At 66.1% G+C, this 12,244-nt stretch carries 11 protein-coding genes; 5 read left to right on the top strand and 6 right to left on the bottom strand.

The genetic code is table 11. From position 1 onward, the window contains the following. Positions 1 to 4: 4 nt before the first annotated feature. Together BG61_RS33320 and BG61_RS33315 are read right to left on the bottom strand one after the other, a co-directional pair. The gene (locus BG61_RS33320) at positions 5 to 1,483 is read right to left on the bottom strand and encodes an acyl-CoA-binding protein (protein ID WP_035928787.1); all 1,479 of its coding nucleotides are present in this window, start codon (positions 1,481 to 1,483) and stop codon (positions 5 to 7) included. Further along, entirely contained in the window at positions 1,476 to 2,750 is a 1,275-nt protein-coding gene (locus BG61_RS33315) for an MASE1 domain-containing protein (protein WP_075584283.1), read from the bottom strand. The genes BG61_RS33320 and BG61_RS33315 overlap by 8 nt, the downstream gene beginning before the upstream one ends. Positions 2,751 to 3,007: 257 nt before the next feature. Here BG61_RS33315 and BG61_RS33310 point away from each other — a divergent pair, with 257 nt between their 5' ends. Both BG61_RS33310 and BG61_RS33305 read left to right on the top strand, forming a co-directional pair. Next, positions 3,008 to 3,325: a DUF4148 domain-containing protein gene (locus BG61_RS33310; RefSeq protein ID WP_035928792.1), complete on the top strand. Its 318-nt coding sequence runs from the start codon at positions 3,008 to 3,010 to the stop codon at positions 3,323 to 3,325. Positions 3,326 to 3,619: 294 nt separating this feature from the next. Then, entirely contained in the window at positions 3,620 to 5,041 is a 1,422-nt protein-coding gene (locus tag BG61_RS33305) for an HdeD family acid-resistance protein (protein WP_035928795.1), read from the top strand. 13 nt (positions 5,042 to 5,054) lie between these two features. Here BG61_RS33305 and BG61_RS33300 read toward each other — a convergent pair whose 3' ends face one another. Continuing rightward, positions 5,055 to 6,071, bottom strand: coding sequence for a LysR family transcriptional regulator (locus tag BG61_RS33300; protein WP_051672963.1), 1,017 nt, complete (start codon positions 6,069 to 6,071; stop codon positions 5,055 to 5,057). Between the two features lie 95 nt (positions 6,072 to 6,166). Here BG61_RS33300 and BG61_RS33295 point away from each other — a divergent pair, with 95 nt between their 5' ends. From BG61_RS33295 to BG61_RS33285, 3 genes are all read left to right on the top strand, one after another. Beyond that, a complete protein-coding gene (locus BG61_RS33295) occupies positions 6,167 to 6,484 on the top strand; it encodes an NIPSNAP family protein (protein ID WP_035928797.1) in 318 nt (105 codons plus the stop codon). A 17-nt stretch (positions 6,485 to 6,501) separates the two neighbouring features. Beyond that, positions 6,502 to 7,491: a D-2-hydroxyacid dehydrogenase family protein gene (locus BG61_RS33290; RefSeq protein ID WP_035928967.1), complete on the top strand. Its 990-nt coding sequence runs from the start codon at positions 6,502 to 6,504 to the stop codon at positions 7,489 to 7,491. Positions 7,492 to 7,598: 107 nt separating this feature from the next. Continuing rightward, positions 7,599 to 8,915, top strand: coding sequence for an MFS transporter (locus tag BG61_RS33285; protein ID WP_051672965.1), 1,317 nt, complete (start codon positions 7,599 to 7,601; stop codon positions 8,913 to 8,915). Positions 8,916 to 8,973: 58 nt separating this feature from the next. Here BG61_RS33285 and BG61_RS44735 read toward each other — a convergent pair whose 3' ends face one another. From BG61_RS44735 to oxc, 3 genes are all read right to left on the bottom strand, one after another. Further along, the gene (locus tag BG61_RS44735; protein WP_267908579.1) at positions 8,974 to 9,102 is read right to left on the bottom strand and encodes a hypothetical protein; all 129 of its coding nucleotides are present in this window, start codon (positions 9,100 to 9,102) and stop codon (positions 8,974 to 8,976) included. 15 nt (positions 9,103 to 9,117) lie between these two features. Further along, positions 9,118 to 9,660 carry a hypothetical protein gene (locus BG61_RS39510; RefSeq protein ID WP_051672962.1) on the bottom strand — a complete coding sequence of 181 codons (543 nt, stop codon included), beginning with the start codon at positions 9,658 to 9,660 and terminating at the stop codon, positions 9,118 to 9,120. Positions 9,661 to 10,207: 547 nt separating this feature from the next. After that, positions 10,208 to 11,947 (bottom strand): oxalyl-CoA decarboxylase, encoded by a 1,740-nt coding sequence (gene oxc / locus BG61_RS33270; RefSeq protein WP_035928805.1) that lies wholly within the window; start codon positions 11,945 to 11,947, stop codon positions 10,208 to 10,210. Positions 11,948 to 12,244: the final 297 nt, after the last annotated feature.

The following is a 12,244-nucleotide window of genomic DNA, read 5'->3' as shown; positions in this document are numbered from 1 at the left end:
GCGCCTATGCGGCCTGCGTGTCCTCCGCCTTCAGCCGGTTGACGAGCGCGACATAGTCGCGCATCGCCTGCTCGCGCGGTACGCCGCGTCGTGCCGCCCACGCGTCGTACTTCGAGCGGCCCACCATGTCCATCATGCCGGGCCGCTCGCCCGCGACATCGCCGCTGCTCGCCTGCTTGAAGAGCGCATAGAGCGTGAGCAGCGTGTCGTTGTCCGGCGCCTTGCGCAAGGTCTTCGACAGGGCTACGGCGGCGTCGAATGCACGCTCGGCCTGGCTCGGGCCGTCCGCCGCCGGCGCGCCGCCGAAGTGCGCATCCTCGAGGCTCACGTCGTCCGGGAACCAGCGCGCTTCGAGCAGGCGCCCCTGCCGCAGCGCGAACGCGAGCACGCCCTGCGACGCGAGCGCGCCCGCGCGCAGCGTCGCGGGCACCACCGCCATGCCCGCATTCAGCACCGGCGCGCCGAAGGCCGTGAACGCCACGCCCTCGCTCGCCCACGTGGCGAGCCGCGAGCGCCCCTTCACGCCGCGAAAGACACCGCTCGCGCGGTTCGATCCCGGCTGGAACCACGCGAAATCGGATATGCCGCGCGCAAAGAGCGCCGGGAACGTGCCGTGCTCGAGATCGGCCAGAGCGAGCGCCAGCAGGTCGCGCATCTGCTGCGGGGTCATGCGGGCGTCGTCGCCTGCCATGCCGAGCGACACACCCACGCTCGCCTCGAAGAATTCCAGCACGTTCTTCGCGACGATCTCGCGGTCGTTGTCCACGCACACCATGTGATAGCTGTCCTCCAGCACGATCATGCGGGCCTGCCCGGCGCGCTTGCCGCTGCCGATATGCTCGACCAGAAAATTCGCCGAACGCAGGCTGGTGAGCTCGTCCTGCCGCGCGTGGATGACGAGCGTCGGACACGCGATGCGCTCCAGCCCGGCCATCACGAAGCCGCGCAGGCGATCCACTTCGCGGATGCAGGCGAGCGGCACCCACCGGTAGTGAAAGTTCTCGCCGCGCGCGAACTTCGCCTTGACGATCTCGCGCAGCTGCTCGTTCTTGATCCCATAGGGGTCTTCCTCCTCGACCCTCATGCGCTCGGGAACGCCCGGCACGCGATACAGGAGCGGGCGCAGGGCGCGATACCACGGCGTCGCCCAGCCGTCGATATACACGGGCGGTGCGAGCGCGACGAGCCGGCCCTTCACATGCGCCTCGCGCTTGACGGTCTCGACCGCGAGAAGCGCGCCCATGCACATGCCCATCACGTGAAGGACCTCGTGCTGCCCGACAATCTCGTGATACTTCACGCGCACCGCTTCGAGCCAGTCCTCGGCGCGCACCCCGGCGAGGTCCTCGGGATGGGTGCCGTGGCCGGGCAGCGTCAGCGAATGCGTGACGAAGCCCGCATTCTTCAGGCGCTTGTGCATCGAGCCCAGGTCGTATTGCGTGCCGCCCAGGCCGTGGATCAGGAACACCGCGGGCTCATCCATGGACGGACTCCTGCACGGCCATGCGCAGGAGCGCGGCCACCTGCTCGACCGTGCCGTCGGCGCCCCGGATGCCGGCGAGGCGCTCGTGCACGCGCACCGCGCCGCCGTCGGGCAGATGCACCCCATATTCCTGTTCGCTCGTCGGCACGTCGCCGCGCGCAACCGCGCTCCATGTCGCCTGCACGTTGCCGCGCTCGGCCACGTCGATGCGATCGAGCCACTCGTCGAGGCTGTTCACGTCCTTCACCGCGGCGCCGAGCACCCACGCGGCGTCTTCGCCCCAGGTCGCGCGGCCGGTGACCGCGTCGTACTCGACGCTCGCCACGCCCACCGCCTGCAGCGTGCGCGCATAGCGCAGACGCCACGCGCGCGCGTCTTCGAGCGCCTGGCGGCGGCCCTCCGAGAGCGCGCGCCCCATCAGCATGACGACCGCCCACACGACCACGAAGCCCTGCACTTCCACGACCGCCTGCCCCGGGAAATCCTCGATGACGTTGAACGGACCGCCGCCGTCCGCGCTGCGGTAAATGATCAGCACAAATCCGACGAGCGCCGCGAGCGCGCCGCCGCGCGGACCCCAGAGCAGCGCGGTGGTGAGAAGGAACGGCATCGGCACATAGGCGAGCGTCGGCGCGAGGCCGGCGAAGCGCTCCACGCTGTGATTGGAGAACACGACAAGCACGGAGATGATGAAGGCGAAAAAAGCAAGCGTGCCGCCCAGGAACTGCGGCATCGGCATGCCGCCCGAGCGCTTGATGCGAAAGCCGCGAAAGGCCACGGCGAGCGGCGCCACGAGGAGCAGGCCCACGGCGGTGGAGAAGGTCCAGACGCGCCACTCGAGCGCGAGATTGATGCCGGGCCGGAACCAGCGCCACATCTCGACGGCCAGAAGGCCGCCCAGCACCGACGCGACGAAGGTGCCCGCAATCAGGAGCGCGGCGCCAGCCGGGCTCTGCGGGTCATGGCGCCCGAGCGTGGCGATCCACGCGCCGGCGGCCATGCTGACCATTTCGATCACGCCGAACGCGATCGCCGCGTGCAGCGCGAGCCCGTGCGACGCCATTGCCCAGATCACCGACCCGATGCCCGCCCCCACGAGGACCGCCGGCCACGACCAGCGCGCGCAGACGAGCAGCGCGGCGAAGGTGACGCCGCTCGCGAGCCAGACCGGTGTGGTCTGGGTCGCCGCCTCGGCCAGCGATCGGGACACGAACGCCGCCACTAACAACAGCACGCCTACCAGTACGGCAAGACGAAGTTGTTGCATGGGTCCCCCTTTCTGGGTGTCTCGCGCAGCATAGCCTGCGGGCAAGGCGCCAAGCAATACGCGGCCGTACGAATGAGCATGCGCGGCGGGCATGTGGCCGGCGCGTCGATTAGTCTCGTTTTTCGAACTGTCTTTCCGGGTTTTGAGGGTTTTTACTTAGACGCCATACGCCTAGACTTGCTTTCAACGACGAGGCAGCAGAAAGAAGTTTCAGGACCTGCCGCTTCGTTTCCTAAATCAAGAATCGGAGGTTCATCATGTTTAAGGCACTCATTCCCGCAGTCGTCATCGCTACCGCTCTTGCCGCACCGACGTTCGCCAATGCTCAGGACAATGCGCCCATCACCCGTGCGCAAGTGAGGGCCGAACTGGTCCAGCTGGAACGCGCAGGCTACAGCCCGTCGGCCGACCACGCCACGTATCCCGCCAACCTGCAGGCAGCCCAGCGGCGCGTGGATGCGCAAAATGGCGCGGCGGCGGCATACGGCGCCTCGACGGACGGCAGCTCGGCATCGGGCAAGCCGTTTGCCCGTGCAGCCGGCGCGGTGAATCCGGTGGACTACAGCCGGTCGTAATCGACCGCGCCGGTCGCGCGGCTCGGCCGCTCCAAGAAGAAGCCCGGCTCAATGCCGGGCTTTTTTTGCGCGCTTCGTACGTTGTACTTCCCCGCTTTCATCGCGGCAGTGTTGGTATTCCCGCGTTCCTCAGACCATCCGCTGTCCCGCGTCGCAGTCGCGCAACCGCGCGTTCTTGCTCCCCACGGCATCCGTGCCATGTATATTTAGGTAGCCGCCGCCGAGCACAAGGACGGCACGCTTTCGGACGCTTCTTCACGTGCGCGTTGGCCACGGATCGAACGGAGGGTAGCGATGGTTCGCCTGGTGATGATTCTCCTCGGCGTGGATTATCTGCGGACGCGCTGGCGCGGGCTCATGGCGTTGGGGCTTCTCAGCATCGCGCTTGGCGTGGTCATCTTCGCCGACGCGCTCGACGGCGCCCTTTATTTCCCGATCACACCGTTCGCCTGCCTGCTTCTGCTCGAAGGGCTGTCGACGCTCGCCGTCGCGTGGACCGGCATGGGCGGCCAGCGCACGCTGCGCTACGTGAAAGGGCTGACGTTCTGCGTGTCAGCGGGGCTCGTGCTGATCGGCGGCGAGCACGGCAACTTCATTCTTTCGATGATTTTCGGCACGCTCTTTCTCGTGGACGGCGCGCTCCAGATCATCTCGGCGAAAGTCGTCCGCTACCGGACATGGCGCCTCGCGATGGCGGGCGGCATGCTCGAACTCGCGATCGCGATCTTCTTCTACCAGCCCTATCCGGACCACTACGCCGGCACCGTCGCGTACTGCGTGGCCTTCGGCCTCTTCTTCGGCGGCTGGAACATGATCCTGCTCGCGCAGCGCGTGCGGCGCATGGCGGCCAACCCGGCCATCGCCAGCGACGACGCACCGCCCCAGCCCGGCAGCGATGGTGCCACGCCGCGCGCCGCGCGCGCGATGCCTTCCGTGACCCAGTGGGACGGTCCGCCCGAGGCGCACGAGCCCGCGCTCACCGTGCATGTCTGGACGCCCGTCGGCACGTCGAAGGTGCAGCCGCGGCGCCAGCTGATCGTCGACCGCTACATCGCCGCCGTCGACAAGAACGGCGCGATCTCGACCGGCCACGCCGCGCTGGAATCTGCCGAGGGCGTCTATATCAGCCTGTATCCGGCGGTCGAGATCGAACGCTCGCCCGAGGAGTTCTCGCGCATTCTGCGCGCGACCCGCGACAACGACGTGCCCGGCCTCTTCCAGCCCGACTACGCGACGGAATCGAAGGCGTGGTGCCCGTCGACGCGGCAGGTGCGCATCCGCAACTACGACCCGCGCCGGCTCGAGCGCTTCTGGCAGGAGTATCGCCGCGACACGACCTACAATCTCACGCACCGCAACTGTTCGAGCACGGTGGCGAAGGCGCTGGAGGCGGCGATCGAGGGCGCGTCCGCCCGCGTGTGGGGCAGCGGCGGCGGCTGGAAGCCGTTCGTGCGCATCCTCACGACGCCCGAGCTGTGGGTCGCCGCACAGGTGAGAAAGCGCGCCGCGACGATGGCGTGGACACCCGGGCTCACGCTCGATTACGCGCGGGCGCTCAGCATGCTCGCGGACCCGCGCCCTTCCGGCTGGGTGAAGATGGCGCGCCTCGCGCTGCGCACGATGTACCGGTCGAGACAGCGCTGGCGCGAGGAGGAAGAGACGGCGCCCCACGTGCAGGACCCGGCGCCTGCGGGGGTGGAGCAAAGTCGCGGGTGAGACGCTCCCCGCACTATCGCGAGGCGCGGGAAGGCGCCGGGGCGGCTTTAGACGCGGTTTCAAGCGCGGCTTCATGCGCGGCTGCGTCCAGCACGCGCACGCCCGGGAAGCGGGCGAGTTGCGGCACCGTCGCGCGGATGTGCTGCAGGAGGGTCGCCGCCGCCGGCGAGAGCGACTTCCCCTGCCGCCGCACGATGCCAACCGTGCGCGTGAGCACCGGCTTCGACAGGAGCCGCATGCTCAGGCGGTCGAGCGGCGCGCGCTGGGCCGCGAGCGCCGACATGATCGACACGCCGACGCCGCGTGCGAGCAGCGTCTCGATCGTCGACGTATTCGACACCCGGTAGCGCGGCTCGCGCACTTCCTGGCTGAGCCCCGGCGTATGGCTCAGCTGGTGCTGCATGCCAAGGTCGGAGCTGAAGCCGACGATGCGGTATCCGGACACTTCTTCCCACGACAGTTCGCCGTCGCCGGCGGCAAGCGGGTGATGCGGCGCGAACACCACGCCGAAGCAGTCTTCGAAAAGCGGCTCGAACACGAGTTCCGCGTCGGGCTCCCACGGGCTGCAGATGCCGAAGTCCACGTCGCCGTCGACGATGCGCTGCTGCACCGCCTCCGAGTTGTCTTCACGCAGGTAGATGTCGATGTTGGGAAACGCATCGATGTACGCGGCGACCGCTTCGGGCAGAAGCAGCGCCATCACCGACGGCACCGCCGCCACTCCCACCTTGCCGCGCTCGCGCTTGCCGAGCGCGCGCATCTCGCGGATCGACGAATCGAAGTCCTGCAGGAGCCGCTCGGCCGACGGCAGAAACTCCTCGCCCGCCTGCGTGAGATCGAGCCTGCGCGTCGAGCGGTCGAAAAGCGACACGCCGAGGTCGTCTTCGAGATGCTGGATCGTCAGGCTGAGCGCCGATTGCGTCACGAACAGAGATTCCGCCGCGCGCGTCAGGCTGCGATGTTTGGCAACAGCGACAAACGCGCGGATGTGCCGGATCGACAGCCGCTTCGAGGTACGCTCTTCATTCATTGATTTTTCTCGTGAATCAAGCGAATTTAATCGATTGTATTACGGTATTCGCCGCCCCTAGACTGATCGCTCGCAACGGACTCAGGGGATTATGGATGTTGGTCGATCTACGCCGGTACACGATCGTGCCCGGCCAGTTGAAAGCCTATCTGCAGGTTTACGAGACTTACGGCCTGCCGATACAGCGGCGGCATGTCGGAGACCCGCTTGGCTACTTCATCTCCGAAGTGGGCACGCTCAATCAAGTGGTGCATCTGTGGGGCTACCGCGACTTCGAAGACCGGCAGACGCGCCGCGCCGCGATGGAAGCGGACCCTGACTGGACCGCTTACAAGAAGATGACGGCGGAGGGCCGCTACATTCAGCAGCAGGAAAACCAGCTGGTGATGTCGGCGCCGTGGTCGAAAATCTGAGGCTCACGGGGAAACACATGAAAGTAGTCATTTCCGACGATTACCAGAACTGCATCCGCACGCTGGACTGCTATCCGGCGCTGGCCGCACACTTCGATGTCGAGATCCACAACGACACCGTCACCACGCTCGACGCGATCGCCGAGCGTTTCGCCGATGCCGACGCGATGCTGCTCGTGCGCGAGCGCACGCCGGTCAGCGCCGCGCTGCTCGCGCGCCTGCCGAGGCTCAAGTTCATCAGCCAGACCGGACGTGCCGCCAACCACGTCGATCTCGCGGCCTGCACGGCGCGCGGCATTCCGGTGTCGGCGGAAGGCTCGGCCACGACGGCGGCCGCCGAGCTGACCTGGGCGCTCGTCATGGCTTCGATGCGCAAGGTGCATCTCGAAGCGGCGCGCCTCGCGGCGGGGCTCTGGCAGGGCCACCTCGGCGTGGGACTGAAGGGCCGCACGCTCGGCATCGCGGGATACGGCAAGATCGGCAGCGTGGTCGCGGGCTACGGGCGCGCGTTCGGCATGCGCGTCGTCGCACTGGGCGACCACGAGACGTCCCTCGCGGCCGCAGCGGCCGACGGCATCGAAACGCAGACGGACCGCCGGGCGTTCTTCAGCGAAGCCGATGTGGTGTGCTGCCACTTGCGTCTTTTGCCGGCGACGCGGGGATCGATCACCATCGACGACCTGAGCGCGATGAAGCCCACCGCGCTCTTCGTGAACACGAGCCGCAGCGAGGTGATCGAGCCCGGCGCGCTCGAAAGCGCGCTGAAAGCGGGCCGTCCCGGCTTCGCCGCCGTCGACGTGTACGAGCGCGAGCCGATCTATGGCGCCGACCATCCGCTGCTCGGCCTCGATAACGTGCTCGCCACGCCGCATATCGGCTATGTCGAGAAGGATACCTACGAGCACTACTTCGGCATTGCAATCGAGCAACTGCTGGCGTGGCGCGCGGGATCTCCGGTCAACGTGCTCAATCCGCAGGCCCTCGTCACGCCCGGTGCAGCAGGCTGAAGCGGCCATCGAAGACGCCGCGCACGAGCGGCAGCGACAATCCAGAACCAGAATCTGAAACTTCGCGGACCCACGAAACGGTCCGCGGCTTCCACATGGAGACAAACGTGGAGAACACCCTCGAAGCATCCACCATCAGCCGGATCTACCGGCGGCTGGTGCCGCTGCTTTTTGTGCTGCTCATCATCAATTACCTGGACCGCGTGAACATCGGCTTCGCCGCGCTGCGCATGAACCAGGATCTCGGCTTCAGCGCCACCGTGTTCGGTCTCGGCGCGGGGATCTTCTTCGTCGGCTACGCGGTATTCGAAGTGCCGAGCAACATCATGCTTCACCGCTTCGGCGCGCGCATCTGGATCGCGCGAATCATGGTGACATGGGGACTCGTGTCGGCGGGACTCGCCTTCGTCCACTCGACGACGTCGTTCTACGTCCTGCGCTTTCTGCTCGGCGTGGCCGAGGCGGGCTTCATTCCCGGCGTGGTCGCCTATCTCGCCTACTGGTTCCCCGTGCGCTATCGCTCGCGGGCAAACGCGGGCGTCATCATGGCGACGGCGATCGCATCGGCGATCGGCTCGCCCGTGTCGGGCATCCTGATGCACGTGCTGGAAGGCAGCCACGGCTTTTCCGGCTGGCGCTGGATGCTGCTGCTGGAAGCGGTGCCGGCTGTCGTGCTCGGCCTTTTCGTGCTCGTCTGGCTCACCGACAGGCCGGAGCGCGCCACATGGCTGCGCGCGGATCAGCGCAACTGGCTCGTCGCCGAGCTTGCCAGCGAGGCGTCGAAACTCACGAAGACCGCGAGCCTGCCGTTCATCAAGATCGCGATGATGGGCCGCGTGTGGAGCCTGTCGGCCCTGTTCGTCTGCTTTCTCACCGCGTTCTACGGCGTGCTGCTGTGGCTGCCGCAGATCATCAAGCACATGGGCACGATGTCGGACCTGCAGGTGGGGTTCGTCACCGCGCTGCCGTTCTGCTGCGCGGCCGTTTCGATGTACCTCGTGGCGCGCCACTCCGACAAGGTGTCCGAGCGCAGGCTGCATATCGCGGTGTGCATGAGCGTCGGCGGACTGGCGCTGCTCGCGTGCGCGTTCGTCGTGCAGCCGGTGCTCGGCCTCGCGCTGCTTTGCGTCGCCGCGGGCGGCATCTGGGGATGTCTCGCCGTGTTCTGGACGCTCACCGGCGAGTTCCTGACGGGTGCGGCCGCTGCGATCGGCATCGCGCTCATCAACACGATCGGCCAGTGCGGCGGGCTGCTCGGCCCGTGGCTCGTGGGCGTCATCAAGGACCTGACCGGCAACTTCTCGGTGGCGCTGATCGTGCTGGCCGTCGCCGCGTTCCTTGCCGCGCTGATCGCATTCCTGCTGCCGGACCGCGCGGCCCCTTCCCCTGCCAAAACCGCGCTGCGCGCCGACCCGGCTCAATGATCCGGTGACGTGGGCGCCTGTGCTTTCGGCAGGTGCCCGCGTTCCGCGGCAGCGTGCGTTACTGGATGCAGATGCACGCGAAGTCCACCGTGCGCCGGTAGATGTTCTTGTTCAGCCACGGCACGAACGTGTACTCGTCGTATGCGTTCGTTCCAATGATGATCCAGTGACGCAAAACATTTGGCATGAGCCTCTCCCAGAATCAGTTCGTCGTTGCGTGATCGAACACGCGCATGATTGCCCGATCGCCGCGCCGCGACGGGACGCTTGCGGACAGTTCTTCGATCAGAAGCCGTCCGGATGTCTTCCTGCAAAGCGATGCGGCGCAGACGAAGAGCACGAACACTGCCTTGATCGCGCATTCGATCGAGAGGATCAGCGAACACGTGGGCGAATCGTCGAATTGGAGGGGCAGCGTGGGCGCAACGGCAAGCACGCTGATACCGCAGAGGAACGTGAAGATCGCGCGTGAGAAGCGGACATCGACGATCGCCGCGAGCCCCACTACGACCACGATCAATCTCGCCAGGAAGAGGGCCGGCAGCGACCTGTCGCCTGCGCTCATGCCGAGCTCGACAGGCATCTCGATCAAGGTCCACCAGCAGACAGCGAGGATGAGGATCGTCAACGCACGTTCGTATGACGGCGATGCGTCGCGCGCGGCGGGCAGACCCGGGTGCGCCTGTGCAAAGACACCTCCGTGCTCGTCATGCGCGGTCACGCGGCTTGCGGTTTCCGTGTTCATGCGTCGCCTCCTCCTGTCCTGTCGCATTGCGGCACCCTGCACTCGCGCGGGACGCCTGCCTGTGACGAATCGATTGATCACCTGCGCCGGATCACGCTGGAAAGCTCGTTTGAACCGAAGCGGGCATGACATCAAGGTATGCGTACAAAAGCAACGAAACCATTCTACGAACGGGTTACATCGCCCTCCATTCGAATGGCGCACTCATACTTGCGTATAGCCCGTTCGAATCCGGCGGTCCCGGCATGGCGCGTTCGCATGGTGTTCATGCGCTCGCGAACGCGCGCACCGACCCGCTGACCCGCGCACGCGAGGCCACGATCTTTGTGTTTTCCGATTGAATTGTTTCGACGCACACGCTGACGCAACCCGGCGCAGCGAGTCATCGGGCGTTGCGGGGGGACATCGCAAGAACGGCGGCCTCGAAGGCCGCCGTTCTCGTCAATGCGAAGACACGCAGACAGCGCATGCGGGCCGATGCGGGCCGCATGCGCACGAGTCGTGAAGGTCAGGCCCCTGCGGGCGCCTTTCCTTCAGGGCTTTCCCGTCACTTCTTCGTCGCGCCGCTTTGCGGGTTGAGGTTCGTCAGGCGGCCGCTTTCCGTGCCGGCGGCTTCATCGATCACCGCGTTGATGAGCGACGGCTTGCCGGACTTGATGGACTCGACGAGCGCTTGCGTCAGCTCTTCCGGCGTCGTCACGTTGTAGCCGATGCCGCCGAACGCCTCGATCATCTTGTCGTAACGCGCGCCCTTGACGAACACGGTCGGCGCAACGTCCTTGCCGCCCGTCGGGTTCACGTCGGTGCCACGATAGACGCCGTTGTTGTTGAAGATGATCGTGCACACCGGCAGGTCGTAGCGGCAGATGGTTTCCAGTTCCATGCCGCTGAAGCCGAACGCGCTGTCGCCCTCGATCGCGACGACCTGCGTGCCGCTCGTCACCGCGGCGCCGATCGCGAAGCCCATGCCGATGCCCATGATGCCCCACGTGCCCGAGTCGAAGCGCTTGCGCGGCTCGTACATGTCAATGATGCTGCGCGCATAGTCGAGCGTGTTGGCGCCTTCGTTGACGACGTTGATGTCCGGACGCGTCTTCAGGACGTCGCGAATCGCGCGCAGGGCGCTGTGGAAGTTCATCGGCGACGGATTCTTTTCGAGCGTCGCAGCCATCTTCGCGAGGTTCTTGTTCTTGCGTTCCGCGATGGCGTTGATCCATTCGGCGGACGGCTTCGGGAAGCTCGCGTCGATGCCGCCGAGCAGCGCCGACACGCACGAACCGATATCGCCGATCACCGGCGCGGCGATCGCGACGTTGCTGTCGATTTCAGTCGGCGAGATGTCGATCTGCACGAACTGCTTCGGTCCGCCCCACGTCTTGCCCTTGCCATGCGAGAGCAGCCAGTTCAGGCGCGCGCCGATCAGGACCACGACGTCCGCTTCGGCGAGCACGAACGAGCGCGCGGCCGATGCCGATTGCACATGCGTGTCGGGCAGGAGGCCCTTCGCCATCGACATCGGCAGATAGGGGATGCCGCTCTTCTCGACCAGCGCGCGGATGTCCGCGTCGGCTTGCGCGTAGGCTGCGCCCTTGCCGAGCAGGATCAGCGGGCGCTTCGCGCCCTTGATGACGTCGAGCGCGCGCTTGACGGAATCGGGCGCCGGGATCTGCGCAGGTGCCGCGTCGATCACGCGAACCAGCGATTGCTGCGCCTTCAGTGCGTCCATCGTCTGCGAAAGCAGCTTCGCCGGCAGGTCGAGGTACACGCCGCCCGGGCGGCCCGAGACGGCCGCGCGAATCGCACGTGCAACGCCGATGCCGATGTCCTCGGCGTGCAGGATGCGGTACGCGGCCTTCGCGTACGGCTTCGCTGCGTTCAGCTGGTCCATTTCTTCGTAGTCGCCCTGCTGCAGGTCGACGATCTCGCGCTCGCTCGACCCGCTGATCAGGATCATCGGGAAGCAGTTGGTGGTCGCGTTCGCCAGCGCCGTCAGGCCGTTCAGGAAGCCGGGTGCCGACACCGTCAGGCAGATGCCCGGCTTTTTCGTCATGTAGCCCGCGATGGCGGCTGCGTTGCCCGCGTGCTGCTCATGCCTGAAGCCGATGAAGCGCATGCCTTCCGCTTGCGCGAGGCGGGCCAGGTCGGTGATCGGAATGCCGACCAGGCCGAAGATGGTGTCGATGTCGTTAATTTTCAGCGCATCGATGACGAGATGAAACCCGTCCGTAAGCTGTTGCGGCTCTTCCGCCTGCGAATCCTGCGGTCTGATTTCAAGCACATCTGCCATGACGTCTCCTTGTCGGCCGGTTTTGTGGTTGCGTGGTGATATACAGTATTCCAAACACCATATTTGTCAAGCGAGTTGGTGCAACTTCGGCAACAACTCCGGGTAAACGTCGATTATTTGGATATTGCGTATGGAATATTGTATATCACAAGGAAGAGCGCGATACGCAAATCCGTGCGACGCCCGCGCCCTAGCCGCGACGGTCCGGAACGAGCAGGCAGCCGAGTCTGCGCCGGTAAGTCGATACTTCACGAAGTCCCACTAACCCGAAGCCAGTCAGGAGACAGTACCCATGAG

The organism is Caballeronia glathei, assembly GCF_000698595.1.
GTDB classification, from domain to species: domain Bacteria; phylum Pseudomonadota; class Gammaproteobacteria; order Burkholderiales; family Burkholderiaceae; genus Caballeronia; species Caballeronia glathei.
Note: the sequence above shows the minus strand (reverse complement) of the source record. Positions and strands in the feature narration are given on the sequence as shown.

Bases quoted from the DNA above. Each gene is read 5' to 3' on its own strand.
- BG61_RS33320 (WP_035928787.1), bottom strand. From the start codon at position 1,483: ATGGATGAGCCCGCGGTGTTCCTGATCCACGGCCTGGGCGGCACGCAA.
- BG61_RS33315 (WP_075584283.1), bottom strand. From the start codon at position 2,750: ATGCAACAACTTCGTCTTGCCGTACTGGTAGGCGTGCTGTTGTTAGTG.
- BG61_RS33310 (WP_035928792.1), top strand. From the start codon at position 3,008: ATGTTTAAGGCACTCATTCCCGCAGTCGTCATCGCTACCGCTCTTGCC.
- BG61_RS33305 (WP_035928795.1), top strand. From the start codon at position 3,620: ATGGTTCGCCTGGTGATGATTCTCCTCGGCGTGGATTATCTGCGGACG.
- BG61_RS33300 (WP_051672963.1), bottom strand. From the start codon at position 6,071: ATGAATGAAGAGCGTACCTCGAAGCGGCTGTCGATCCGGCACATCCGC.
- BG61_RS33295 (WP_035928797.1), top strand. From the start codon at position 6,167: ATGTTGGTCGATCTACGCCGGTACACGATCGTGCCCGGCCAGTTGAAA.
- BG61_RS33290 (WP_035928967.1), top strand. From the start codon at position 6,502: ATGAAAGTAGTCATTTCCGACGATTACCAGAACTGCATCCGCACGCTG.
- BG61_RS44735 (WP_267908579.1), bottom strand. From the start codon at position 9,102: ATGCCAAATGTTTTGCGTCACTGGATCATCATTGGAACGAACGCATAC.
- BG61_RS39510 (WP_051672962.1), bottom strand. From the start codon at position 9,660: ATGAACACGGAAACCGCAAGCCGCGTGACCGCGCATGACGAGCACGGA.
- oxc (WP_035928805.1), bottom strand. From the start codon at position 11,947: ATGGCAGATGTGCTTGAAATCAGACCGCAGGATTCGCAGGCGGAAGAG.